The organism is Streptomyces glomeratus (genome assembly GCF_021462825.1).
Taxonomy (GTDB): domain Bacteria; phylum Actinomycetota; class Actinomycetes; order Streptomycetales; family Streptomycetaceae; genus Streptomyces; species Streptomyces glomeratus.
In genome coordinates this window covers 316,245-338,146 of sequence record NZ_JAKEEB010000009.1, presented here as the reverse complement: position 1 = coordinate 338,146, position 21,902 = coordinate 316,245, and the positions used below count along the sequence as shown (strand labels likewise).

Annotated in this window: 24 protein-coding genes and 1 pseudogene; 15 read left to right on the top strand and 10 right to left on the bottom strand. The window is 70.8% G+C overall.

The window, feature by feature from the left end:
* The first annotated feature begins 157 nt into the window (after positions 1–157).
* The gene (locus LZ604_RS14365) at positions 158–1,006 is read left to right on the top strand and encodes a chitosanase (protein ID WP_234515464.1); all 849 of its coding nucleotides are present in this window, start codon (positions 158–160) and stop codon (positions 1,004–1,006) included.
* Between the two features lie 10 nt (positions 1,007–1,016).
* Here LZ604_RS14365 and LZ604_RS14360 read toward each other — a convergent pair whose 3' ends face one another.
* Positions 1,017–1,181, bottom strand: coding sequence for a hypothetical protein (locus LZ604_RS14360; protein ID WP_234515463.1), 165 nt, complete (start codon positions 1,179–1,181; stop codon positions 1,017–1,019).
* A gap of 223 nt (positions 1,182–1,404) precedes the next feature.
* Positions 1,405–2,070, bottom strand: a complete 666-nt coding sequence (locus tag LZ604_RS14355; protein WP_234515462.1) for an SDR family NAD(P)-dependent oxidoreductase — start codon at positions 2,068–2,070, stop codon at positions 1,405–1,407.
* A 167-nt stretch (positions 2,071–2,237) separates the two neighbouring features.
* On the opposite strand from LZ604_RS14355, the gene LZ604_RS14350 reads away from it, so the two are divergent.
* Complete coding sequence (locus LZ604_RS14350; RefSeq protein WP_234515461.1) at positions 2,238–2,981, top strand: YqjF family protein; 744 nt, start codon at positions 2,238–2,240, stop codon at positions 2,979–2,981.
* Here LZ604_RS14350 and LZ604_RS14345 read toward each other — a convergent pair.
* The gene (locus LZ604_RS14345; RefSeq protein ID WP_234515460.1) at positions 2,978–3,403 is read right to left on the bottom strand and encodes a phage holin family protein; all 426 of its coding nucleotides are present in this window, start codon (positions 3,401–3,403) and stop codon (positions 2,978–2,980) included. The two genes, LZ604_RS14350 and LZ604_RS14345, sit on opposite strands and share 4 nt — an antisense overlap.
* Positions 3,404–3,550: 147 nt before the next feature.
* On the opposite strand from LZ604_RS14345, the pseudogene LZ604_RS14340 reads away from it, so the two are divergent.
* The 9 genes and pseudogenes from LZ604_RS14340 to LZ604_RS14300 form a co-directional block, all read left to right on the top strand.
* Positions 3,551–4,678, top strand: a pseudogene (locus LZ604_RS14340) (hypothetical protein); the annotation flags it as partial.
* 32 nt (positions 4,679–4,710) lie between these two features.
* On the top strand, positions 4,711–5,256 hold the full coding sequence (locus tag LZ604_RS14335; RefSeq protein WP_234515459.1) for a hemerythrin domain-containing protein: 546 nt from the start codon (positions 4,711–4,713) through the stop codon (positions 5,254–5,256).
* Positions 5,253–6,341: an NADH-quinone oxidoreductase subunit B family protein gene (locus tag LZ604_RS14330; protein WP_234515458.1), complete on the top strand. Its 1,089-nt coding sequence runs from the start codon at positions 5,253–5,255 to the stop codon at positions 6,339–6,341. The genes LZ604_RS14335 and LZ604_RS14330 overlap by 4 nt, the downstream gene beginning before the upstream one ends.
* A gap of 35 nt (positions 6,342–6,376) precedes the next feature.
* Positions 6,377–8,170 (top strand): nickel-dependent hydrogenase large subunit, encoded by a 1,794-nt coding sequence (locus tag LZ604_RS14325; RefSeq protein ID WP_234515457.1) that lies wholly within the window; start codon positions 6,377–6,379, stop codon positions 8,168–8,170.
* On the top strand, positions 8,163–8,723 hold the full coding sequence (locus tag LZ604_RS14320) for a NifU-related iron-sulfur-binding protein (protein WP_234515456.1): 561 nt from the start codon (positions 8,163–8,165) through the stop codon (positions 8,721–8,723). Before LZ604_RS14325 ends, LZ604_RS14320 begins: the two co-directional genes overlap by 8 nt.
* Positions 8,720–9,310, top strand: coding sequence for a DUF5947 family protein (locus LZ604_RS14315; protein ID WP_234515455.1), 591 nt, complete (start codon positions 8,720–8,722; stop codon positions 9,308–9,310). The genes LZ604_RS14320 and LZ604_RS14315 overlap by 4 nt, the downstream gene beginning before the upstream one ends.
* 16 nt (positions 9,311–9,326) lie before the next feature.
* The gene (locus tag LZ604_RS14310; protein ID WP_234515454.1) at positions 9,327–9,533 is read left to right on the top strand and encodes a hypothetical protein; all 207 of its coding nucleotides are present in this window, start codon (positions 9,327–9,329) and stop codon (positions 9,531–9,533) included.
* A gap of 59 nt (positions 9,534–9,592) precedes the next feature.
* A complete protein-coding gene (locus LZ604_RS14305; RefSeq protein WP_234515453.1) occupies positions 9,593–9,742 on the top strand; it encodes a hypothetical protein in 150 nt (49 codons plus the stop codon).
* Between the two features lie 275 nt (positions 9,743–10,017).
* The gene (locus LZ604_RS14300; RefSeq protein WP_234515452.1) at positions 10,018–10,239 is read left to right on the top strand and encodes a hypothetical protein; all 222 of its coding nucleotides are present in this window, start codon (positions 10,018–10,020) and stop codon (positions 10,237–10,239) included.
* Positions 10,240–10,249: 10 nt separating this feature from the next.
* Here LZ604_RS14300 and LZ604_RS14295 read toward each other — a convergent pair whose 3' ends face one another.
* The 3 genes from LZ604_RS14295 to LZ604_RS14285 all read right to left on the bottom strand — a co-directional run bounded on the left by LZ604_RS14295 (position 10,250) and on the right by LZ604_RS14285 (position 13,025).
* Positions 10,250–10,537 (bottom strand): hypothetical protein, encoded by a 288-nt coding sequence (locus tag LZ604_RS14295; protein WP_234515451.1) that lies wholly within the window; start codon positions 10,535–10,537, stop codon positions 10,250–10,252.
* A 165-nt stretch (positions 10,538–10,702) separates the two neighbouring features.
* Positions 10,703–12,217: a glycerol kinase GlpK gene (glpK, locus tag LZ604_RS14290; RefSeq protein WP_234515450.1), complete on the bottom strand. Its 1,515-nt coding sequence runs from the start codon at positions 12,215–12,217 to the stop codon at positions 10,703–10,705.
* A gap of 40 nt (positions 12,218–12,257) precedes the next feature.
* A complete protein-coding gene (locus tag LZ604_RS14285) occupies positions 12,258–13,025 on the bottom strand; it encodes an IclR family transcriptional regulator (RefSeq protein WP_234515449.1) in 768 nt (255 codons plus the stop codon).
* A 144-nt stretch (positions 13,026–13,169) separates the two neighbouring features.
* Between LZ604_RS14285 and LZ604_RS14280 the strand changes: the two genes are divergently transcribed.
* Entirely contained in the window at positions 13,170–13,598 is a 429-nt protein-coding gene (locus LZ604_RS14280; RefSeq protein WP_234515448.1) for an ATP-binding protein, read from the top strand.
* Positions 13,599–13,631: 33 nt separating this feature from the next.
* Here the strand turns inward: LZ604_RS14280 and LZ604_RS14275 are convergent, their stop codons facing one another.
* Both LZ604_RS14275 and LZ604_RS14270 read right to left on the bottom strand, forming a co-directional pair.
* Positions 13,632–14,675 carry an amidohydrolase family protein gene (locus LZ604_RS14275; protein WP_234515447.1) on the bottom strand — a complete coding sequence of 348 codons (1,044 nt, stop codon included), beginning with the start codon at positions 14,673–14,675 and terminating at the stop codon, positions 13,632–13,634.
* A 60-nt stretch (positions 14,676–14,735) separates the two neighbouring features.
* A complete protein-coding gene (locus LZ604_RS14270) occupies positions 14,736–16,355 on the bottom strand; it encodes an FAD-dependent oxidoreductase (protein ID WP_234515446.1) in 1,620 nt (539 codons plus the stop codon).
* 266 nt (positions 16,356–16,621) lie between these two features.
* Here LZ604_RS14270 and LZ604_RS14265 point away from each other — a divergent pair, with 266 nt between their 5' ends.
* The gene (locus LZ604_RS14265; RefSeq protein WP_234515445.1) at positions 16,622–17,899 is read left to right on the top strand and encodes a cytochrome P450 family protein; all 1,278 of its coding nucleotides are present in this window, start codon (positions 16,622–16,624) and stop codon (positions 17,897–17,899) included.
* 85 nt (positions 17,900–17,984) lie between these two features.
* Here the strand turns inward: LZ604_RS14265 and LZ604_RS14260 are convergent, their stop codons facing one another.
* Entirely contained in the window at positions 17,985–18,665 is a 681-nt protein-coding gene (locus tag LZ604_RS14260; RefSeq protein ID WP_234515444.1) for a TMEM175 family protein, read from the bottom strand.
* A gap of 186 nt (positions 18,666–18,851) precedes the next feature.
* Complete coding sequence (gene bla, locus LZ604_RS14255) at positions 18,852–19,769, bottom strand: class A beta-lactamase (protein ID WP_234515443.1); 918 nt, start codon at positions 19,767–19,769, stop codon at positions 18,852–18,854.
* A gap of 126 nt (positions 19,770–19,895) precedes the next feature.
* Here bla and LZ604_RS14250 point away from each other — a divergent pair, with 126 nt between their 5' ends.
* Together LZ604_RS14250 and LZ604_RS14245 are read left to right on the top strand one after the other, a co-directional pair.
* A complete protein-coding gene (locus LZ604_RS14250; protein ID WP_234515442.1) occupies positions 19,896–20,918 on the top strand; it encodes a LysR family transcriptional regulator in 1,023 nt (340 codons plus the stop codon).
* Positions 20,915–21,901 (top strand): serine hydrolase, encoded by a 987-nt coding sequence (locus tag LZ604_RS14245; protein ID WP_234515441.1) that lies wholly within the window; start codon positions 20,915–20,917, stop codon positions 21,899–21,901. Before LZ604_RS14250 ends, LZ604_RS14245 begins: the two co-directional genes overlap by 4 nt.
* The last annotated feature ends 1 nt before the right edge of the window (position 21,902 follow it).

Here is a 21,902-nt window from a genome sequence, read left to right as displayed (position 1 = left end):
GGCAGCGGCCTGGCGCGGTCCCGCCCGACCTGGAGTCCGGCTCTGCGAAGTCGTCCGACCCTACGAACCTTTCGCTTGACGGGTACCCATCACCGGTGACTTCTGATAGGAAACCTTCCTATCAGTGCAGCCACTCCCCACCCCTCTTGGAGTCCCCGTGGTACATCCCTCCCCCGACGCCGCAGGCCCGAGGGCCGCGTCCCGGCGCACCGTTCTCGCTCTCATCGGAGCGTCCCTGGCGGCCGTGCCGCTGCTGAACTCCCCCTACGCCTCGGCGGCTCCCACGGCCGCCAGGGCCGCGGGGCTCGACGACCCGGCGAAGAAGGAGATCGCCATGGAACTGGTCTCCAGCGCGGAGAACTCCTCCCTCGACTGGAAGGCCCAGTACAAGTACATCGAGGACATCGGTGACGGCCGCGGCTACACCGCCGGCATCATCGGCTTCTGTTCCGGCACCGGCGACATGCTGGACCTGGTGCAGCTCTACACCGACCGCAAGCCCGGCAACGTACTCGCCAAGTACCTGCCCGCGCTGCGCCGGGTGAACGGCAGCGACTCGCACGCGGGTCTCGACCCGAACTTCCCCAGGGACTGGCGCAAGGCCGCGCAGGACACGGCGTTCCAGCAGGCGCAGAACGACGAGCGCGACCGGGTGTACTTCAACCCCGCCGTCCGGCAGGGCAAGGCCGACGGGCTCGGTGTGCTCGGGCAGTTCACGTACTACGACGCCATCGTCATGCACGGCGACGGTGACGACCCGACGAGCTTCGGCAACATACGCAGGCGCGCGCTGCGCACGGCGAAGCCGCCGGCGCAGGGCGGCACCGAGGTGGCGTACCTCAACGCCTTCCTGGACGCGCGGGTGTGGGCCATGAAGCAGGAGGAGGCCCACAGCGACACCAGCCGGGTCGACACCGAGCAGCGGGTCTTCCTGCGCAAGGGCAACCTGAACCTCGACCCGCCGCTCGACTGGAAGGTGTACGGGGACAGCTACCACATCGGCTGAACCCGGGCACCTACCGCAACAGGGCCACGGTCAGCGGCCGGAACCCCACCCGCGACCGTGCGCCGTCCGCGGCCCAGGTCACCTCGACGCCGTCGTCGCCGGCCACCACCGCGGCGACGGCGTCCGCCGACGGCCCGGGCCCGGGCCGTCGGCGTGAGAGCGGCCAGGCACACATACACCGACGTGCCGCCCGCCGCCCCGCTCAGCCGGGGCACCCGGGCCCAGCGGGTGCAGGCCGTGCCCTGGGGCGCGGGCACCGGCTCGGGGCCCTCGTCCCAGCCGTACAGCCCGTGCAGCGCCGACAGAACAGGCTCCCGGGGGCCGGTGGCCCAGCATGACGGGCCGGGTTGTACGACCGCTCGCGTTCTGTCCGCTGCGGCCGGGCTCCTGAGGGGGCGTCAAGCGTCCAGATCGTCCGCGTACCGGCGGAAGCCGTGGCGCTCCCTGTGCAGATCCCACAGGGCGTCCGCCAGTACGGCAGGATCCTTCCTGGGATGGCCCGGGATGATCGCGCCGGGCACGACCAGCTGGGCGACGTGGATGCCGTCGGCGGCGAGCACATCGTGGAGCAGATGGCCGTAGGCGCTCTCGGCGGCGAAGGCGATGGACGTGCCGGCGCGGTCGGGGTGCGGGACGGCCGCGGTGCCGCCGTTGACGAAGAGGACGGTGCCACGGCCTAGAGCCCGCATCCCGGGCAGCACATGCCGCACGGCCGTCACGGGGCCGTACACCGAGAACTCCACCGGGCCCAGCAGGTCCTCGGGGCCGGTCTCCAGGACGGGCCGCATGAAGTCCGGAGGCGGGAGGGGGCTGTACTGCAAGACCTCGACCGGCCCCAGAGCCGTGGCCGCCGCGTCCAGTGCCGCCGCCAGGGTCTTCCGGTCGCGTACGTCGGCGGTGAAGCCCCGGGCCCGCACGCCTTCCTCGGCGAGTTCCGCGGCCAGGGCGTCGAGGCGGGCCCGGTCGCGGGCGACGAGGGCGACGTCGTGTCCCTCGCGGCCGAACCGCCGCGCGACGGCGGCGCCGAGACCGAAACCCGCTCCGACGATCGCGATGGTGGTCATGGTCCGGTCCTCCGCCTCCTCCATGGACGACGGTCCGCCGCCACGGCGACCGCCCGGCGCCCCTCGGCCTGGGCCCCCACCCACTGCACCCCGTGCGCACCGCCGTCCGCAACCCGTCGTGCCCCGGCGCGCCCGAGGTCGCCGACGGTCGCGCGTAGCCTGGACTCATGGTGGCGAGGACCGCCGAACAGCATGTCGTCCTGCCCGTGGCCGAGGCGCGGTGGCTGAGCCAGACCTTCGTCCACTGGCCCTACGAGCCGTGGATCGTGCAGGACCTGCTGCCGTCGGGCCTCACGGTGGACACGTACGAGGACGCTGCGTGGGTCGGGTTCACGCCCTTCGTCATGTCGGCGCTGCGGCCCGGCGGTCTGCCGCCCCCGCGGTGGTCCTTTCCGGAAACCAACCTGCGCACCTACGTGCGCCGCCCCGACGGTCTGGACGGCCTGTGGTTCCTCTCCCTGGACGTCGGCGCGGCCGTCATGCTCGCGGCCCGGGCCATCGGCGCGCCGTACCACCTCGGCGCCCTGACCGTGCACGTCGGGGACGGCCTCGTGCGGTACGCCGGGGTCCGCCGCGGGGGTTTCCCGTCCTACGGGCTCACCGTGCGGCCCGGTGCACCGGTCGCCCCCGGCGCCCGGGACGTATGGCTGACCTCCCGGTGGCGTGCCTTCACCCGCACCGGCCGCGTGCTGTGGCAGACGGCCGTCGACCACGAGCCCTGGCCGTTGTACACAGCCGACGTGGTGGACCTCCGCCAGACGCTGACGGCGGCGGCCGGTCTCCCTGCGCCGTCCGGCCCTGCGGTGCTGCACTACGCTCCGCGCGTCCGCGCGGTGCGGTTCGCGCCGCCCCGTCCGTCCCCTGCGGGACCGCTGAGCGCCGTGTGCGCCACCGTGCGACGACACCGCTAGCCGGGCCCGCCGTCCCGGCCGGGGACGTCCGGTCCGCCCATCAGGGCCTCGTCCGCCTGGTCGAGCGCGTCCGCCGACGCATGGACCCCGGCGCGCACCCGGTCACGCGCGGCCGCTCCCAGGGCCACGGCCCCCGCCACGTAGACGCAGCCCAGCAGGGCCGAGGCGCGCGGGCCGGGCAGTTTCGACTCCAGTGCCCGCAGCGCGGTCTCGTGCGCCGACCACAGCGCGAGGACGCCGCACACACCGGCGGCGCCCAGCAGCGCGCCTCCCGCGCCGATCCGCCGCAGGGCGGCCCTGACCTCACTCTGTGCCGCGAGGATCTCGTGACGGACCAGCTGCGCGGTGTCCTGGGCCAGTCGCGCCGCCGCGTCGCCGACCCGGACCCTGCCGTCCGACGAGTCGTCGCCTTGCACCTGCATAGCCGCCGCCTCCGCTCGCTGCCAACCGGTTGCCGGGTCCGCCGACATCGAGAGCGACGGCCGGAGTCCTCTCCGCAGTACCCCGTCATGCCGCCCCCTCACTCACCCGTATGCACCCAATACGCGCTTTACACACCAAAAGGTGTGATGGTTGTAAACCAAAGCACGACCACTGTTAGTCATCGAGGAGCCACGGTGAGCGACTCTGACCAGGGGCGCGGAAGCGCACATGAGGCGGGTTCCGCGTTCGAGGAGGCCTGTGCCGTGGCGGACGCCGTCCTCTACGAGGGGTATCTGCTCTACCCGTACCGAAGGTCCTCCCCCAAGAACAGAGTGCGCTGGCAGTTCGGCATCCTCGCGCCGCGGGCCTGGGCCGAGGCACACGGCCCGGTGGCGCCCGGCCTCTCGGGGTCCGTGGAGTCCTGGCGGCAGCAGACCGAGTGCCTGATGCGGGCCGGACCCGATGCCGTGCTGCGGGTGCGGGTGCGCTATCTGCAGACGCAGGAACGGAGCGTCGAGCGCCGGACCCAGGACGGCCGCCATGTGCCCGTGGACGGCATGGAGGCCGCCGGCACCGTCCATCTCGCCTTCGACGAGGCGGTGCCACGGGAGAGGGACCTGCTCGTTCCGCTGGTGGACCTCCTGGCGGCGGAGCGGGGGTTCGACGTCGGGGCCCCCGGCGGCGAGGAGACCGAGCAACTGCCCGAGGACGTGGGACGCCTGGTGCGCCGACGCCGTCCCGTTCAGGCGCGGACGACGCTGGGTGCCGAGCGGCTGCCCGGACCCGGCTCGCTGTACCGGCTGCGGGTGTGCACGGAGAACACCGGCCGGTCGACGCCGGCCGGCGCGCGGCGTGAGGAGGCCCTCGGCCATGCCCTCATCGCGGCGCACACCCTCATCGGCGGCGCGGGGGTGAGCTTCTTCTCCTCCATCGACCCGCCCGACGAGGTCGCGGCGCTCGTACGCGACTGCCGGAATCTGCACACCTTCCCGGTGCTGGCCGGCGAGGAGGGATCCAACGGCCTCGTACTGTCGTCGCCGATCATCCTGCCCGACCATCCGCAGGTGGCGCCGGAGAGCCCCGGCGACCTGCACGACGCGGCGGAGATCGACGAGATTCTGACGTTGCGGACGCTGCTGCTCACGGACGAGGAGAAGCGGGAGGCACGCGCCACCGATCCGAGAGCCGCCGGGATCCTGGACCGGGTGGAGACCATGCCGCCGGAGGTGTTCGCGCGGCTGCACGGAGCCATCCGCTCCCTGACGCCCGCCGCTGTCCCGGATGTCCCGGACCAGGAAGGGGTGTCATGGACGCCATCGAGTTGCTGAAGCGTGACCACCGGATGGTCGAGCAGCTGTTCCGCGACTACCACTCCGCCGCTTCCGGCGGCCAGCGCCGGGCCGTGGTCGAGACGCTGGTCCGCGAGGTGTCCCGGCACGCCGCGGTCGAGGAACTGATGGTCTATCCGCTGGCCAAGAGGGCTCTGCCGGGCGAAGTGCAGGAGGTCGAAGAGCACCTGGCCGAGCACATGGCGGTGAAGAAGACGCTTCTGGCCCTCGACAAGCTGTCGGTGGACGACCCCCGCGAGAGCGAACTCGTCGAGCGGCTGCGGCAGGAGATCGAGGACCATGTGCGCGAGGAGGAGGGCGAGCTGCTGCCGAGGCTCCGCGACGCCGTGTCCCAGACCGATCTGGACCGGCTCGGGGAGCTCCTCGCCCAGGCGAGGCAGACCGCGCCGACCCGGCCGCATCCGCACGCACCGGACGAGCCTCCCGCGCTGTCGCTCGCCGGGCCGGTGGCCGCGGCCTACGACCGACTCCGGGACCGACTGCAAGGGAGGCCGAGGACATGACCGTCGAAAGCGGGACCACGGAGGTCAGCCAGCAGCCCACCAGGGCTGAGGACAGGCAGGGGTTCGACGAGGTCCATATTCTGTGGATCTCCGAGGGCATGAGCTGCGACGGCGACACCGTGTCGATGACGGCGGCGGGCCAGCCGGGGATCGAGGACGTCGTCCTCGGACTCGTGCCGGGCCTGCCGAAGGTGAACCTGCACAACAAGGTGCTCTCCCCCAGCCTGGGCGGCGAGGACTTCCTCGCCCCCTACCGGGCGGCGGCACGCGGCGAGCTGGAACCGTTCGTCCTGGTCATCGAGGGTTCGATCCCCAACCAGAACATCATCGAGGGCGACGGCTACTGGACCTCGTTCGGCAACGACCCGGAGACCGGCGACCCTCTCACCCTGAACTGGTGGATCGACCAGCTCGCCCCCAAGGCCTGGGCGGTCGTCGCCGCCGGCACGTGCGCCACGTACGGCGGGATCCACGCGATGGCCGGCAACCCCACGGGCTCCATGGGCCTGGCCGACTATCTGGGCCGGGACTTCAAGTCGAAGGGCGCGCTGCCGATCGTCAACGTGCCGGGCTGCCCGATCCAGCCGGAGAACTTCATGGAGACGCTGATCTGGCTGCTGTACCACGCGGCCGGATCGGCGCCGCCGCCCCCGCTGGACCACATGCTGCGGCCGCAGTGGCTGTTCGGGAAGACGGTGCACGAGGGCTGCGACCGCGCCGCGTACTACGAGCAGGCCGACTTCGCCCGGGACTACAACTCGCCCAAGTGCCAGGTAAAGGTGGGCTGCTGGGGTCCGGTCGTCAACTGCAACGTGCCCAAGCGCGGCTGGATGGCGGGCGTGGGCGGCTGCCCGAACGTCGGGGGTGTCTGCATCGGCTGCACCATGCCCGGCTTCCCCGACGCGTTCATGCCGTTCATGGACGAGCCGACGGGCGCCACCTTCTCGTCCGCTCTCATCCGGCCCTACGGGGCCGCGATCCGCAGGCTGCGCGGCCTCACCAACATCGCCGTCAACCGCGAGCCCCGGTGGCGCCACAACAAGGCCGCGTTGACCAGCGGCTACGACCCCTACTGGCGCCCCTGAGAAGGGGCGAGCACAAGAGCGAGGAAGGCTCGGACATGACGGCAACCGAGGCGCGGGGCACAAAACGCAAGCCCGCGCAGATCGTGGACATGTCGTGGGATCCGATCACCCGGATCGTCGGCAATCTCGGCATCTACACGAAGATCGACTTCGCCAACCGGGAGGTGGTGGAGTGTCACAGCACTTCATCGCTCTTCCGGGGCTACTCCGTCTTCATGAGGGGCAAGGATCCGCGCGACGCGGGCTTCATCACATCACGCATCTGCGGAATCTGCGGTGACAACCACACCACCTGTTCCAACTACGCGCAGCAGATGGCCTACGGCGTCAAACCGCCGCCGCTCGCCGACACCATCGTCAACCTGGGCGAGGCGGCCGAATACATCTTCGACCACACCATTTTCCAGGACAACCTGGTCTTCGTGGACTTCTGCGAGGCCATGGTCAAGGCCACCAATCCGAGCGTCCTGGCCCGGGCGGAGCGCACCGAGGCCCGCAGTGGCAGCATCCACGGCTACCGGACCGTCGCCGACATCATGCGCGCCTTCAACCCCTTCGAGGGCGAGGTGTACAAGGAGGCGCTGAAGGTCAGCCGGATCACCCGGGAGATGTTCTGCCTGATGGAGGGACGCCACGTGCATCCCTCCACGCTGTATCCGGGCGGGGTCGGCACGATGCCGCAGCCGACCACGTTCACCGACTACCTCTCCCGGCTGATGCGCGTCCTCGACTTCGTCAAGAAGGCCGTCGCGATGAACGACGACGTCTTCGACTTCTTCTACGAGGCGCTGCCCGGCTACGAGGAGGTGGGCCGCCGCCGGATCATGCTCGGCTGCTGGGGCGCCTGGCAGAACCAGGACGTGTGCGACTACCGCTACGAGACGATGAGCGAGTGGGGCCGGGCGATGTATGTCACCCCCGGCGTCATCGTGGACGGCAAGCTCGTCACCAACGACCTCGTCGACATCAACCTCGGCATCAGGGTCCTGCTGGGCAGTTCGTACTACGAGGACTGGGCGAACGAGGAGCCGTTCGTCACCCGTGATCCGCTCGGCAACCCCGTCGACATGCGCCACCCGTGGAACCAGACGACGGTCCCGATGCCGCAGAAGCGCGACTTCGACGGCAACTACAGCTGGGTGATGAGCCCGCGCTGGTACGACAAGAACTCCGGTGAGCACCTCGCCCTGGACACCGGCGGCGGCCCGCTGGCGCGTCTGTGGTCGACCGCGCTGAACGGGCTGGTCGACACGCCGTATGTGAAGGCCACGGGGCACAGCGTGCGGATCTCGCTGCCGAAGAGCGAGCAGCTGCCGGAGATGACCCTGGAGTGGGAGATCCCCAGGTGGAGCAACACTCTGGAACGCGACCGGGCCCGGCCTTACTTCGTCGCCTATGCCGCCGCCATGGCCTTCCAGTTCCTGGAGCAGGCGATGACGGCCGTCCGCGCCGGTGAGACCAAGGTCTTCGAGAACTACGAGGTGCCCGACGAGGCGATCGGCTGCGGCTTCCACGAAGCGGTACGCGGTGTGCTCTCCCACCATCTGGTGATCAAGGACAAGAAGATCGCGAACTACCACCCGTACCCGCCGACCCCCTGGAACGGCAGCCCCCGGGACATCTACGGCACCCCCGGCCCGTACGAGGACGCCGTCCAGGGCCAGCCGATCTTCGAGGAGAACGACCCGGACGACTTCAAGGGCGTCGACATCATGCGCACCGTGCGCAGCTTCGACCCCTGCCTGCCCTGCGGTGTGCACATGTACCTCGGCAAGGGCAACACGCTGACCAAGCTTCACTCGCCCACCTATGGGGCGGCTCATGCCTGAGACGCCCGAGAGCACACGGCTCGACGAGGCGGCGGTCGCGGAGCGGCTGTCGCGGATCGACCGGCTGCTGGAGCAGGTCCAGGGCGCTCCCGGCCCGATGACCGGCGCCGCGATCGAGGCGGTGCAGGCCCTCACCGAAATCTACGGCGAGGCCCTGGCCCGGGTGCTGGACGGTGCCGACGACGGTCTGGCCGACCGTATGGCCGGTGATGAGCTCATCGGGCACCTCCTGGTGCTCCACGGCATCCATCCGGAGCCGCCGGAGCGCCGGGCCGCGCGCGCCGTCGCCGGTCTGCGGCCGGCGGTGCGCGAGCGCGGGGGTGAGATCGAACTGGCCGCCGTGGAGGAGGGAGTGGCCCGGGTACGCGTCTCCGCCAAGGGGTGCGGCACCTCGTCCGCGGCGCTGGAGGAGGCGGTCCGCGAGGCCGTGCTCACCCTGGCACCGGAGCTCTCCGGTGTCGAACGCGCACCGGGGGACGAGGGGCGCCGGACCGCCTTCGTCCCGGTCGAGTCGCTCACCCTGCGCCCGGCCTCCGCCGGGGGGCGGTCATGACCTCCGGCGCGCTGGCCCGTGTCATCCGCTCCGCAGCCGACCGGCGACCGGACGCGGAGTTCTGTGACCTGTGCGGCGCAGAGGCCCCGTCCGGACACCGGCATCTGTGGGACACGGTCGAGGAGGCGGTGCTGTGCGCGTGCCGGCCCTGCTCACTGCTCTTCGTCGAGGAGGGGGCGAGCGAGGCTCGCTACCGGCTGGTGCCACGGCGCAGAGTGCGGCTTCCCCCGGTGGACACGCAGGGGCTCGGTGTCCCGGTGGGGCTGGCCTTCTTCGTGCGCCACGCGGACGACACGGTCAGCGCGCACCTGCCCAGTCCCGCGGGAGCCGCCCGTTGGGAGGCGGACCCGGCGGCCTGGCACGACGTCGTCTCCGGCTGCCCTCCGCTCGCCACCATTGCATCGGAGGTGGAAGCGTTGCTGGTGAACACCGCCCACTCCGCGAAGGAGTACTGGATCGCTCCGGTCGACGACTGCTTCCGGGTGGTGGCCATCGTCCGACGGGAGTGGCGGGGCCTGTCCGGCGGGAGCCGGGTGTGGCCCGCCGTCGAGCAGTTCTTCGCGGAGCTGACCGAACAACCGCAGTAACGGCAAGGAGCAGACGATGGGAAACATCCGTGTAGGCAGACCGCAGGTGAGTCCCGATACGCCCCGGCACGTCACCGGGCTGCACCAGGGCAACAAGGGCCCGCACAAGCGGCAGACGGGCCACCACAAGGACGGCACGGCCGACGCGCGCCGCTCGACCGGTGTCCACTGGAAGGCGCACAACGCGATTACGAAGACCATGCCGAACCTTCCCCCGGGATGACACGGCATCCGTGGCCGCGCCCGGTGCGGGCGCGGCCTCCCGGACGAGAGGAGTTGGGAATGACGGCCAAACGGGTGCTGATCGCCCAGGGGCTGCTGCTGGGAGCCGCGGCGCTGACGCTGCTCGCCAGGGAGATGCCCGGGCTGGTGCGTGAGCTCAGGATCTGGCGGATGGTGGGAGTCCGCGCCGGCTCCCGGCACGCGGGCTGAACGGCCCGCCGCCGGACCTCGCGAGCGTCACCGCGGACCCCCTCCGGACGCGCCCCACCGTGACGGGGCGCTCCGTCGCCATGCCCTGGGACCCTGCGGGTGCCGTCGCCGTGCGCGGTGGTGAGCGGGTCACAGGCGGCGACGGGCGTCGCGTCAACTGCTGTGCGGAAAGGGGGTTGGGCGGTGCTGTCCCCCGAATGGCCCTCTCTGCCCCGCGCGGACGGCTCGGACGGGGTCTCCTGGAAGGGGAGAGGCATCCGTCAAAGGAGCCGATCATGTATGAGATGTGTGCGGGTCCCGAAAGGCCCGGCGGCGTGCTGGTGTGGCACGTCATGGTCAAGCAGTCCACAACCACCTTGTGCGGCCAGAGACTTGTGGAGACGGTGGACGCGGCCGGCGCCCAGCGGGCCGGTCACTGTTCGGCGTGCATGGCGTCGTTCGCGAAGTTGATGACGGCCCCGCCCGAAGCCGGTCCCTCGGCCGTCGCGACCCACTAGGTACCCGCCGTCAGGGCGCGGACCCCGGGGGGAGGCGGCCGGCCAGTTCCTCCCCGGACCCGACCCACACCGGTTGCCGCCGGTGGATCGCCTCGGCCACGAGGTCCGCGGGTTCGTCGGCCGGCCGGATGCGGCACAGCGGGGCCACGCACTCCGGGGGCAGCCCGACGCTCGCGTCCACGACCAGGACGTCCGTACCGGGTTCCGGCAGGACGAGCACCCCGGCATGCGCGCCCAGGCTGTCCACGGTCCGGGCCAGCATGTGATCCAGCAGGTCCCGGACGGTGGCCGTCTGCACGTCCTCGCCTGTGCCCGTCGCTTGCACTCACTTCGGGAGTGTGCGTGTTCTGCATGCCAGGTCCCGTCGTCGACATTCCGTCGTCCGCCCGTAGGGCGGGGCAGGCGGGAGTTCGACGACAGGACCTGGGCGGGGCGCGCGCGGTCGGTGCCCTGCGGCGTCACGTCAGGAGTGGTCGGGGGGCCGCACCCAGCCGAGGGAGCGCTCGACGGCCCGCTGCCAGTACTCGTACTCCTCCTCCCGCCGTCCGGGATCCATGTCCGGCACCCACTTGGCGGCCGTGTGCCAGTTGCTGCGCAGGACCTCCAGGTCCGGCCAGTAGGTGGCCGCCAGCCCGGCGGCGTAAGCGGCACCGAGGGAGACCGTCTCGGCGACCATCGGTCGTACCACGGGCACGTCGAGTACGTCGGCCAGGAACTGCATCAGCAGGTTGTTGGCCGTCATGCCCCCGTCCACCTTGAGCTGCCTCAGGGCGAGCGAGGAGTCGGCGTTCATGGCGTCGACGACCTCCCGCGTCTGCCAGCCGGTGGCCTCCAGCACGGCCCGGGCCAGGTGGCCCTTGGTGATGTAGGAGGTGAGGCCGACGACGACGCCGCGGGCGTCGCTGCGCCAGTGGGGTGCGAACAGACCCGAGAACGCAGGGACGATGTAGCAGCCGCCGTTGTCCTCGACGGTGCGCGCCAGCGTCTCTATCTCGGGTGCGCTGTTGATCAGGCCCAGCCGGTCGCGGAACCACTGGACGAGCGAGCCGGTGACGGCGATGGGGCCCTCCAGTGCGTAGACCGCGGGCTGGTCATCGATCTTGTACGCGACGGTGGTGAGGAGTCCGTGCCGGGACCGTACGACGTCGGTGCCGGTGTTCATCAGCAGGAAGCTGCCGGTCCCGTAGGTGCATTTTGCCTCGCCCGGCGAGAAGCAGGTCTGTCCGAACAGAGCCGCCTGCTGATCACCCAGGGCGGCCGAGATGCGCACGCCCGGGAGCACCTCGCGGGCCTCGCCGTAGACCTCGGCCGACGCCCGGATCTCCGGCAGCATCACACGCGGTACCCCGAAGAAGTCCATCAGCTCCCGGTCCCAGGTCAGCGTCCGGATGTTGATCAGCATGGTGCGGCTGGCATTGGTGGCGTCGGTGATGTGCAGGCCGCCGTCCGCGCCACCGGTGAGGTTCCAGATGAGCCAGGTCTCCATGGTGCCGAACAGCACGTCGCCGTCCTGGACGCGGCGTTCCAGCCCGTCGACGTGGTCGAACAGCCAGCGGATCCGGGGCGCCGAGAAGTAGGTCGAGGGCTGGAGACAGCAGCGTTCGACGAAGAACTCGTCCCCCGGCCGGTCCCGCAGTCCGTCGACCAGCCCGGCCGTACGGACGTCCTGCCAGACGATCGCCCTGCCGAGCGGAACCCCGGTGCGGCGGTCCCAGAGCACCGTGGTCTCCCGCTGGTTGGCGATGCCGATGGCGGCGATCTGACCCGCGTCGATATCGGCGTTCGACAGTGCCTCCGGCACGATGCGCTGCAGATTGTGCCAGATCTCCATCGCGTCGTGCTCGACCCAGCCGGGCCGGGGGAAGTACTGCTGGTGCTCCCGCTGGGCAACCGACACCAACCGCCCCCGGTGGTCGAACAGAATGCAGCGCGTGGATGTGGTGCCCTGATCGATGGACATCACATACCGTTCAACCATGATCGGGCCTGCCTTCCGATGCGTCATGGCGGTGCGGGACCTACCAGCGGGCCGCGCCGAGATCTCTGGAAATCGCCCGAGAGGCCTCCCGGAGCAAGGTGATGAGGGCCGGCTGGGGCCGGCCTTGGGTGTCACAGAGCCGCTCGACCGGCCCCGACACGCCGATCGCTCCCACGACGAGGCCGCCCTGTCCCCGGATCGGCGCGGCGACCCCGGCTTCTCCCATGCTCATTTCCTGCACCTCGGCGCCCCAGCCGAGGTCCCGGACCTCGGCGAGCGCCCGGCTGAGCTCATCGGGGTGGACCAGGGTGTGCCGGGTGTACGCCTCGAGACCGGCTTCAAGCAGCGGATCGACCGGGGCGGCACCGAACGCGAGCAGGACCTTGCCGAGGGAGGAGGCGTGCAGCGGCAGCAGGGTGCCCACGTCCAGGGTCTGGAGGGTGTCGTCCGGCCGGAACACGTGGTGGACGACGAGCACCTTGCCCTCCAGGGGCGTGCCCAGCCGGACGGCCTCCCCGCTGCGGGCGGCCAGGGCGTCGGCCCAGTTGATGGAGCGGGAGCGCAACTCGTTGACGTCCAGGTAGCTGGTGCCGAGGTGCAGCAGCGCGGCTCCGAGCTGGTACTTTCCCGTGGCCTCGTCCTGTTCCACGAAGTCCACGTGCTGGAGGGTGCGCAGAATGCCGTGGGCGGTGCCCTTGGCCAGTCCCAGCGACGACGCGACCTCGCCCAGTCCCAGACGCCCGGAACCGCCGGCGAGCAGACGAAGAATCGCCGCCGCCCGTTCTATGGACTGGACCGGGCCGGCCATGAAGCGATCATAGTCCGGTTTGCCGCGATTCAGCATGCCGTTCGACAATGCCGACCCTTGTTCATTGACGCGCCGCGTTTGTCTCCATAGCGTGCGCTGACATCCGGTTTCAACGACCGGCCGCGTTTTCGGAGAGGAGGGCCCATGACAGCAGTGCAGCTCGACACCGCGCCTTGCGAGGGAGTCGAATACGTCTTTCATCTGCCCTACGCGCCCAGGGCCGTCTCTGCCGTACGCCGACGTGTGCGCGCGGTTCTCACCACCCTGCAGCTGCCCGCCGATGCCGCCGAGAATGTGCTTCTGGTGGCGTCGGAGCTGCTCACCAACGCGTTGGTGCACGCACTGCCGCCCGCGACACTGCGGCTCAGCCGGGTGCTGGTGGACGGGGACGCCGCCGTGCGCGTCGAGGTGACCGACAAGGGGCCCGCCAGGCCGTCGGGGATCCCGGGCCGTCCCGTCGACCCCGACGAGCACGGCCGGGGCCTCGGGATCGTCACCACGCTGTCGGCGCGGTGCGGCGTCCATCTGCACCCGGACGGCACCTGCCGGTGGGCGGAGGTGCCCGCCGGGTGAGCGCGGCCGGCGCGGGCCGGCCGCCGGGAGTGCTCAGCTGGTCCGCGGGCCGCCCGCGGCGAGCGCCGGAAGCAGCCGCTGAGCGTTGTCGCGGTTGATGCAGCGGCGCTGATGCGCGTCGAGGGCCGGGTCGTCGTCGAGCGCGGGAGCGGTGACCCCGGTGACCAGGTGGGAGGGGGTGGGGGGCCAGTCGCTGCCGTACAGGATCCGGGACGGGCCTACGGCGGACAGCAGGCTCGGCGTGGCGGAGGGGGACATGGGGCCGGCGGTGTCGTAGTAGAAACGATGCAGGTAGTCGCGTACCCGCGCCGGTTCCACCTTCGGTGTCAGATGACCACTGAACACTTCCACGCGGCTGGCGATGTAGGGCAGGAAGCCGCCCCCGTGCGGAAGGATGAAGGTGAGCTTCGGGTAGCGGTCCAGTGTTCCGTTGAGGATGAGGCTGAGGGCCGCGCGGGTGGTGTCCATCAGGAAGTCGCAGACGAACGGTGGTACGCCGTCCAGTTCGGTGTCCCCACCGGGGACCTCCATGGGATGGGTGCTGATCACAGCCGAGCGTTCGTTGAGTTCCGCGAGAAGCACGTCCTGGGACGGATGACCGAGATGCACCCCTCGCACACTGGTACGCGCGCTGACCCCGACCGCCCCGAGCTCGTCCATGCCATGGCCGACCGACCAGAGCGAGAGCTCCGGACTGTCGAGAAAGACAGGGGTGTAGAACGCGAAGCGATCGGGGTGAGCGCGGACGAGGTCGCTCGCCGCCTGGAGGGCGACGCGCGCGCTCTCCTTGCGGGCCTTCGGTTCCTGGAGGCGTCCCAGCATGGCCACGGTGAGCACGCTGGTCCGGATGCCGGCCCCGTCCATCAGCGCGAGGGCGCTGCCGACGTCCCACCGGGTCCACGGGGGCAGGTTCCCGCGGCGGACGATGTCGTTCTTCTCCGCCCAGTCGATCCATTCCGGCGCGGTGTAGTGGTGGTGCACGTCCACTCGTGCCCGGCGCGCGTCACCGTCCGCCGGCGTACCGGATTCCTCGCCGGTCGCCGGGGCGGGGTTGGTGGCCGTCTGCAGTGAAGTCATGGGCGGGGCCCCGTTTCTGTCGTCGCGTCAGAGCGGTTGCGCTTGCGGACGGCCGGTCCTTCAGCGCCCGAGAACCTGACGGAGAACGCCGGTCAGCGTCTCTTCCCCGTCCGCCGGCTGCGCATCGGCCCGCCAGGCCACGAAGCCGTCGGGGCGTACGAGGACGGCGCCTTCCGGAGTCGTGCCGTGCACCGAGGCCCAGTCCGCGCCGTCACCGGTGTCAAGGTCGAACTCCGCGCCTTCGCCGACGGTGTACGCCTCGAGCGGCACGTTGAGTCGCGCGGCCACCGTGCGGGCGGCGTCGCGCCACCCCGGACGTGCGCAGAGCAGGACGAAGGAGCGCTCGTACATGTCGATGGTGGACAGCGTCTCCCCGTCACGCGTGACCCACATGTGCGGCGCGCGGGTTCCCGGGTCGGCGCGCAGGCACAGCCGGTCCGGGATGAGGGGCTCGTCCACCGCCGCACCGACCACCGCGCCCGAGACGTACCGGTAGCCGAGCGCCGTGGTCATCAGGTCGGCGGCGTCGTTCGATGCCGTCCTCGCCGAGTAGCCGGGGTGCTGCTCGCGAGCCGCCTGCACCGTGGCCCGTGCACTGGTGACCTGGGCCACCGGCCGGCGCTCGGGTTCGTAACTGTCCAGCAGCGCGGGGCCCGCCCAGCCGCGCAGTACCGCGGCGATCTTCCACGCGATGTTGTGCGCGTCCTGGATGCCGGTGTTGGAGCCGAACGCGCCGGTCGGCGGCATCTCATGGACGGAGTCACCCATGAGGAAGACGCGTCCGTCGCGATAGCTGTTCGCGACGCGGTCCGCCGCGTGCCAGGGTGCCCTGCCCGTGATCTCGACGTCCAGGTCACGCACGCCGGCCGCGGCCCGGATGTGCTCGATGCACCGGTCGTCGGTGAAGTACTCCATGGTCTGTCCGCGCTCGGGGAACCAGGGCACGTGGAACACCCACTGCTCCTCGTTGTCCACGGGCAGCAGCACTCCCTCGCCGGCGGGGTCGGTGACGTAACACACCACGAAGAGCTGGTCCCCCGCCACCTCACGCAGTCTCTTGCTGCGGAACGTGACACTGATGTTGTGGAACAGGTCACCGGATCCGGAGTGTTCGATGCCGAGCCGCTGACGCACAGGACTGCGAGGGCCGTCGGCGGCCAGGAGGTAGTCCGTGTTCACGGTCCAGGTCTCACCGGACACCCTGTCCTGCACGATGGCCCGCACCCCGTCGTCGTCCTGGGTGAAGGACAGCAGTTCCGTGTTGAAGCGCACGTCTCCGCCGAGGTCCCGGGCGCCTTCCAGCAGCACGGGTTCCAGATCGTTCTGGCTGCAGGCGCAGCGGACCGTCGAGCACACATCGGCCTCGGGCGCCCTGCCCGTGATCCGCGCCGAGAGCCAGCGCCGGTTTCCGCTGTGCAGCGTGTCCACCTGAAGGATCCCGTGGTTCTTGGACAGCGTGGCCGCGGCCTTCCGGATGGCCGGCTCGAGACCCGCGGTCCGGAAGAGCTCCATCGTCCGCATGTTGTTGCCGCGGCCGCGCGGATGTGCGGACGTGGCCGCATGACGCTCGACGACACGGTGCTGGATGCCGAGGCGTCCGAGGAAAACTGAAGCGGAAAGACCGACGAGAGATCCCCCGACGATCAGGACGGGCACATAGTCGTTCCCGCGATTTTCCATCGCGTGTTTCTCCTCTGCGGTCAGCATCTCCGTAAGACGGCGGCCGAGGACTTTCGTGGCTCGCGCCCTGTTCTTGTGCCACGCCATGGCGGGCGATACGCAGCAATCACTCGTACAGCGGCAACGACTTCCGTCGGACGCCTGGCCCATGGCCACTTCGGGCGAATCGCGTTTACGGCCGCGATCCCAGAGGGGATTGGTTGACCCTAAACTCGCAGACCTGCTGTCCCGTGGCCGGGGCGGGAGTCTCCAGAAAGGCCGAGAGAATGACTCAGCTCGACGAACGGGACACTACGGACGCCGCGGAACAGGCGGCCTCGGCGGCGTCACGCGGCTCGGCCGCGTATCGCGCGAACCCCTATCCGGTCTACGCGTGCCTGCGCGACTCGGCCCCGGTGTGCCGCCTTTCCCCTCCGCACGGGGTGGACACCTTTCTGATCACCCGGTACGACGACGCCAAGGCCGCCCTCACGGACCCGCGCATCAGCAAGGACATGTACGCGGCCATGGACGCGTACCACACCATTTTCGGCGACTCGTCCGTCGCGCTCGACGACAACATGCTCTTCTCTGACCCGCCCAAGCACACCCGGCTGCGCCGCATCGTGAACAGCGCGTTCACCCCGCGTCGTATCGAGTCCCTGCGACCGCGCATCCAGGAGATCACCGACGAACTGCTGGATCGCCTGTCCGCGGATGGACCCGTCGATCTGCTGCCGACCTTCGCGTTCCCGCTGCCGCTCATCGTGATCTGCGAACTCATCGGCATTCCCGAGGAGGAGCGGGAGGAGGTACAGAAGTGGTGCGCCGTCGTGGCGCGCACCGGGTTCAGCAAAGAGGACAAGGAAAAGCTGGCGGTGGCGGAAGGGGCGCTGCGGGACTACTTCGCCGACATCATCGCGCGAAAGCGCCGGGAAGCGACCGACGACCTTCTCGGCGCGCTGATCCGGACGCAGGACGAGCAAGGGGCCATGAATGACGGCGAGTTGCTGTCGACGCTCTGGGTGCTGCTCTTCGCCGGGCACAAGACGACCGCGTACCTCATCGGCAACGCCGTCTTCAATCTGCTGACCCATCGCGACCAGCTGCGGGAGGTCCTGGCCGATCCGGAACTGCTGCCGAACGCCATCGAGGAGGTGATCCGCTACGAGGGCTCGGTGGAGAACGCCACGTTCCGGCATGCGCTCGAGGACATCACCATCAGGGACACCGTCATTCCCAAGGGCTCTCTCGTCCAGGTCGCGGTGGCCTCCGCGAACCGGGATCCGGAGAGGTTCGAGGCGCCGGACACCTTCGACGTGAAACGCCAGGGCCTGCAGAGCGCCCATCTCGGCTTCGGCAGTGGTCCGCACTACTGTCTCGGTGCGCCGCTGGCCAGGATGGAGATGCGCATCGCGCTGACCTCGCTGTTCGAGAGGTTCCCGGACATCGAGCTCGCGACGTCCGCACACGAGGCGGAGTGGCTCAAGGTGCCGTTCCCCGCGTTCCGTGGACTGGAGAAGCTGCCCGTCGTACTGGACCCGTCACGGCTCCTCGCCGACTGAGGCCGGTTGGGGCGGCGGCTCTCCCGGGCGGTGTCGCCGCCGCCCCCCGGCTCTACGGCGGTCCCCGGACGGTGAACGGTCGCGCTCACCCTTGGTGGTCGTGCCGGGCGGCCGTACCGCCCACCGTGGGCAGGCCCTCACTGGTCACGAAGTAGAACACGGGCAGCACGACGAACACCGCGAGGGCCAGCAGCGGTGTCACCAGCACCCCGGCCGCTCCCGCGAGGACGTAGGCCAGCGCCCCGGCCCAGGAGCGCAGCAGGCCGTGGCGCACATAGGTGGGTTCCACGTCGTGGGCCGTCAGTTCGGGGTGCCGGGCGAGCCGGTGGTAGAAGGCGGCCCAGCTCAGGCACATCGCCGCGGCGAGCCCCGCGTACAGGGCCACGGCGACCCGGGCGTCGGTGCCCGCCGTGTCGGCCCGCAGCGCGTCGGCGACCACGACCGTGGGGAAGGACAGCGCCCCGGTGGTGAACAGCAGGAACAGGTTGGCCGCGTGCAGTCCGCGGTCCATGCGGGCGATCCGGACGAAGGCCTGATGGTGGTTGAGCCAGACGACCGCCACGTAACTGAAGGAGGCGAAGTAGCCGAGGTAGGCCGGCCATTGCTCCGCCAGGGCGCGGCCCAGCGTGCCCGGCTGGTGGGGCGGATCGTTGAGGCCGAGGACCAGAAGGGTGACGGCGATGGCGAACACGCCGTCGCTGAAGGCTTCGGCGCGCGTGGTCTCCGAGCGGGAGAACTTTGCTCCGCCTGTGCGGGGAGCTGACACATCGGCTCCTGACGGGGTCGATCACTGGGGCGGTGGGGTTCCCGCGCAGTCGGACGATACCTGTTACCCGCACGGAGGGCCGTCCACCGTTCCACCGGCGGAGAGCGGCCACCGTGCAACGCACGCATCGGCTGGGCGGCTCCCCCGGGCTGCCGGAGGAGCCGCGGCGGTGACGGGAGCGCTGCGTCACTCGCCCGGGGCGAGGGTGTGCGCGAGAAGGCGCGCGGTGTCGCGGATCAGCGCATCGTCCACCGGCGCGTCCTCCGAGGGCTTCGACGACAGCACGGCCAGCACGATCGGGGTCTTCCAGGTCGTCCAGGCGACGCCGATGTCGTTGGCGGACGCGTAGCGTCCGGTGCCCGTCTTGTCCGCGACGATCCAGTCCCGTGGCAGCCCGGCGCGGAACCGCCGGACGCTGGTGGTGTTGCCCTTCAGCCAGGTGACGAGCTGCTCGCGGTCGGGATCGTCGAGGGCGCGCCCCAGTGTCAACCGCTCGTAGCTCCGGCCCATGGCCTCCGGCGTGGTGGTGTCGCGCAGGTCGCCGGGGATGGCGGAGTTCAGGTCGGTCTCCCAGCGGTCGAGCCGGCTCACCCGGTCGCCGATCGAGCGGAGGAACCGGGTGAGGCCCTGCGGTCCGCCGATCTGGCGCAGCAGGAGGTTCCCCGCCGTGTTGTCGCTCTGCTGGATCGCGGCCGCGCACAGGTCGCCCACCGTCATGCCGGTGTCGAAGTGCTGTTCGGTGATCGGGGAGTTCGGCAGTCGGTCGGCCGGTGGATAGTGGATCACCTTGTCCAGCGGTGCGCAGTGGGCCTGGTCGCGGAGGATCGCCGCGGCGGCGACCGTCTTGAACGTCGAGCACATCGCGAACCGTTCCTGTGCCCGGTAGGACACGACCTGTCCGGTGCGTACGTTGCGGGCGTACACGCCGAGGCGCGCGGCGTACTGCCGCTCGAGGTCCTGTAACCGGCCTTCCATGCCGCGCGGTCCGGAGTAAGCCGCCGCGGATGCGGACGACGCCATCACGGCAGGGGTGAGCACGGCTGCCGAAGCGGCGAGGCCGGCCTTGAACAGGCCGCGCCGCGGCAGGGGGCTGACGCTGGTCATGCGCAGAGATCTCCCAGGTGTGCGTGGTCGATACTTCGGAGTTTCGATCTTCGACGAGGGACAGCGAAACAGCTGTGCCGCCTCCATGTCCAAGAGTGAACTGTGAGCGTGGCATGACCTTTTGATATGAATTGCAGGGTGGATCTGCTCGCGCACCTCGAGGCGTATGTGGCGGCGGTCGACGAGGCGAGCTTCACGCGCGCCGCCGACCGGCTCGGGATCGCCCAGCCGTTGCTCAGCCGACGCATCAAGACACTCGAAGCACACTTCGGCGGCCTGCTGTTCGACCGCTCGCGGCGGCAGGTCACGACGACCGAGCTCGGGGTGCTTCTCCTGCCGTACGCCCAGGACGTGCTGGACCGGGCCCAACGGCTGCGGCACGTCGCACGGTCGGCCCGGGAGTCGGCGGTGTGTGCCGTCGGGGTGCCCGCGGACTGCGGCCCGGCGGCCCTGGCGCGGGTGATCCGTGCCGGTGCCGAGCGCGGCACGACGATCGGCGTGCGGGAACTCCCGCCGGACGAGCGGGTGTCGGGTCTGGCCGATGGATCGCTGGAGTACGCGCTGGTCCGGGTTTCCCCGGAGCACGCCGCGCTCCGAGTGCCGCTCGGTCTGGCGTCCGCGCCGCCCGCACACGCGCCGGAGGGGGCGTCCCGCGACCCGGCCGGTACCCGGCGCCGGCGACCGCGCCCGGTCCATCTGGAGGACCTGCGGCCCCGACGCGGGCGCGGCACCACGCGCGAGCAGCGGGTCCCGGTGCCGATCCTCACGCTGGCGGAGGACCAGGTTCCGTCCGCACAGGACCGGCTCGGTCGCGCGGCCGCCCGCGCGGGGCTGCCGGAAGGCCTGGTCCGTCCGGCCGGACCGATGGCGACCGCGCTCGCCGAGACGCTCGCCGGGCGGGTGACGCTGCTGTGCGCCGAGCCGTTCGCCCGGCGGCACGGGGCCGGCTGGGCACCGCTGGGCGACGGGTCGCTGCACCGGGGTTGCGACGTGGACGCGGCACGGCGTCAGCAGGGCGGGGCGGACGTGCCGGGCTGGCTGGTCACGCTGCTGGCGGCCGCGGCCGGTGCCGCGGCGACCCGGCCGGCCACGGCACCACCGGGCGCCATGGGCGGGGAGGCCCCGTCGCGGCTGGCGGCGCGCGGATGAGCGCCCACCCGGCGTACCGCCCGGCCTATGTGGGTGACGGTGGCCTCCTCGATGTCGCCGAGGCGATCGCCGCGGACTGGGCGGCCCTCGGTGTCCGCGGATCGTTCCTGGCCCGCAGCATCGACACGGGCGAGCAACTCGGCTTCGACGTGGACGAGCCGGTGCCCCTCGCCTCGGTGGTCAAGGTGCCGCTCGCCCTCGTCGCGCTGGACCGGATCGCGACGGGGAACCTCGACGCGGCACGGCAGGTGACCGTCGACCCGGCGACGAGCAGTGTCGGGCCGACCGGACTGGCGGCGTTCCGGCATCCGGCCACCGTGGCCGTCGGCGACCTCCTTCTGCTGATGCTCTCGGTGAGCGACAACGCCGCCGCCGAAGCGCTGCTCGACCTCGTAGAGGTGGAGGAGGTCGACGCACGTCTGCGCGCGTGGGGGTGTCCGGGCCTACGGGTACGGCATCGGCTCAACCGCATGTACGAATGCGCCGCCGGCGCCGTCGGCGACGACTTCTCCCCGGCTCTGGAGTTGGCCATCCATGACGACCGCTCGGGGCGGCACACCATCGAGACGCTGGATCCGGCCCACGCCAACATCGGCACCGCCACGTCACTCGTCGACCTGCTCCAGCGCGTGTGGCGGGACGAGATCGCCCATCCCGACGCCACCGCGGAGCTGCGCCGGCTGATGGAGACCCAGGTGTTCACCCACCGGCTGGCGAGCGACTTGCGCGCGGACACGCTCCGGGTGAGCGGCAAGACCGGGACGTTCCTCCACCTGAGACACGAGATCGGCGTGGTGGAGTCCGAGTCCGGCGACCGGGTGGCGGTGGCCGCGCTCACCCGCTCCGACCGCCGGGCCGGACTGGCACCGGACATCGACCTCGCGATCGGGATCGGTGCACGCCAGGCCTTCGAGGCGTTGCGCCGCAGAGGTGGGGGGCAATCCGTGACCCCGGGGCACGGAAGTCGCCGTCCGTGGTCCTGAG

What these genes read in the sequence shown, in the direction of transcription:
- LZ604_RS14360 (WP_234515463.1), bottom strand. Translation starts at nt 1,181, where the DNA reads ATGTGTGCCTGGCCGCTCTCACGCCGACGGCCCGGGCCCGGGCCGTCG.
- LZ604_RS14355 (WP_234515462.1), bottom strand. Translation starts at nt 2,070, where the DNA reads ATGACCACCATCGCGATCGTCGGAGCGGGTTTCGGTCTCGGCGCCGCC.
- LZ604_RS14350 (WP_234515461.1), top strand. Translation starts at nt 2,238, where the DNA reads ATGGTGGCGAGGACCGCCGAACAGCATGTCGTCCTGCCCGTGGCCGAG.
- LZ604_RS14345 (WP_234515460.1), bottom strand. Translation starts at nt 3,403, where the DNA reads ATGCAGGTGCAAGGCGACGACTCGTCGGACGGCAGGGTCCGGGTCGGC.
- LZ604_RS14335 (WP_234515459.1), top strand. Translation starts at nt 4,711, where the DNA reads ATGGACGCCATCGAGTTGCTGAAGCGTGACCACCGGATGGTCGAGCAG.
- LZ604_RS14330 (WP_234515458.1), top strand. Translation starts at nt 5,253, where the DNA reads ATGACCGTCGAAAGCGGGACCACGGAGGTCAGCCAGCAGCCCACCAGG.
- LZ604_RS14325 (WP_234515457.1), top strand. Translation starts at nt 6,377, where the DNA reads ATGACGGCAACCGAGGCGCGGGGCACAAAACGCAAGCCCGCGCAGATC.
- LZ604_RS14320 (WP_234515456.1), top strand. Translation starts at nt 8,163, where the DNA reads ATGCCTGAGACGCCCGAGAGCACACGGCTCGACGAGGCGGCGGTCGCG.
- LZ604_RS14315 (WP_234515455.1), top strand. Translation starts at nt 8,720, where the DNA reads ATGACCTCCGGCGCGCTGGCCCGTGTCATCCGCTCCGCAGCCGACCGG.
- LZ604_RS14310 (WP_234515454.1), top strand. Translation starts at nt 9,327, where the DNA reads ATGGGAAACATCCGTGTAGGCAGACCGCAGGTGAGTCCCGATACGCCC.
- LZ604_RS14305 (WP_234515453.1), top strand. Translation starts at nt 9,593, where the DNA reads ATGACGGCCAAACGGGTGCTGATCGCCCAGGGGCTGCTGCTGGGAGCC.
- LZ604_RS14300 (WP_234515452.1), top strand. Translation starts at nt 10,018, where the DNA reads ATGTATGAGATGTGTGCGGGTCCCGAAAGGCCCGGCGGCGTGCTGGTG.
- glpK (WP_234515450.1), bottom strand. Translation starts at nt 12,217, where the DNA reads ATGGTTGAACGGTATGTGATGTCCATCGATCAGGGCACCACATCCACG.
- LZ604_RS14285 (WP_234515449.1), bottom strand. Translation starts at nt 13,025, where the DNA reads ATGGCCGGCCCGGTCCAGTCCATAGAACGGGCGGCGGCGATTCTTCGT.
- LZ604_RS14280 (WP_234515448.1), top strand. Translation starts at nt 13,170, where the DNA reads ATGACAGCAGTGCAGCTCGACACCGCGCCTTGCGAGGGAGTCGAATAC.
- LZ604_RS14275 (WP_234515447.1), bottom strand. Translation starts at nt 14,675, where the DNA reads ATGACTTCACTGCAGACGGCCACCAACCCCGCCCCGGCGACCGGCGAG.
- LZ604_RS14270 (WP_234515446.1), bottom strand. Translation starts at nt 16,355, where the DNA reads ATGGAAAATCGCGGGAACGACTATGTGCCCGTCCTGATCGTCGGGGGA.
- LZ604_RS14265 (WP_234515445.1), top strand. Translation starts at nt 16,622, where the DNA reads ATGACTCAGCTCGACGAACGGGACACTACGGACGCCGCGGAACAGGCG.
- bla (WP_234515443.1), bottom strand. Translation starts at nt 19,769, where the DNA reads ATGACCAGCGTCAGCCCCCTGCCGCGGCGCGGCCTGTTCAAGGCCGGC.
- LZ604_RS14250 (WP_234515442.1), top strand. Translation starts at nt 19,896, where the DNA reads ATGAATTGCAGGGTGGATCTGCTCGCGCACCTCGAGGCGTATGTGGCG.
- LZ604_RS14245 (WP_234515441.1), top strand. Translation starts at nt 20,915, where the DNA reads ATGAGCGCCCACCCGGCGTACCGCCCGGCCTATGTGGGTGACGGTGGC.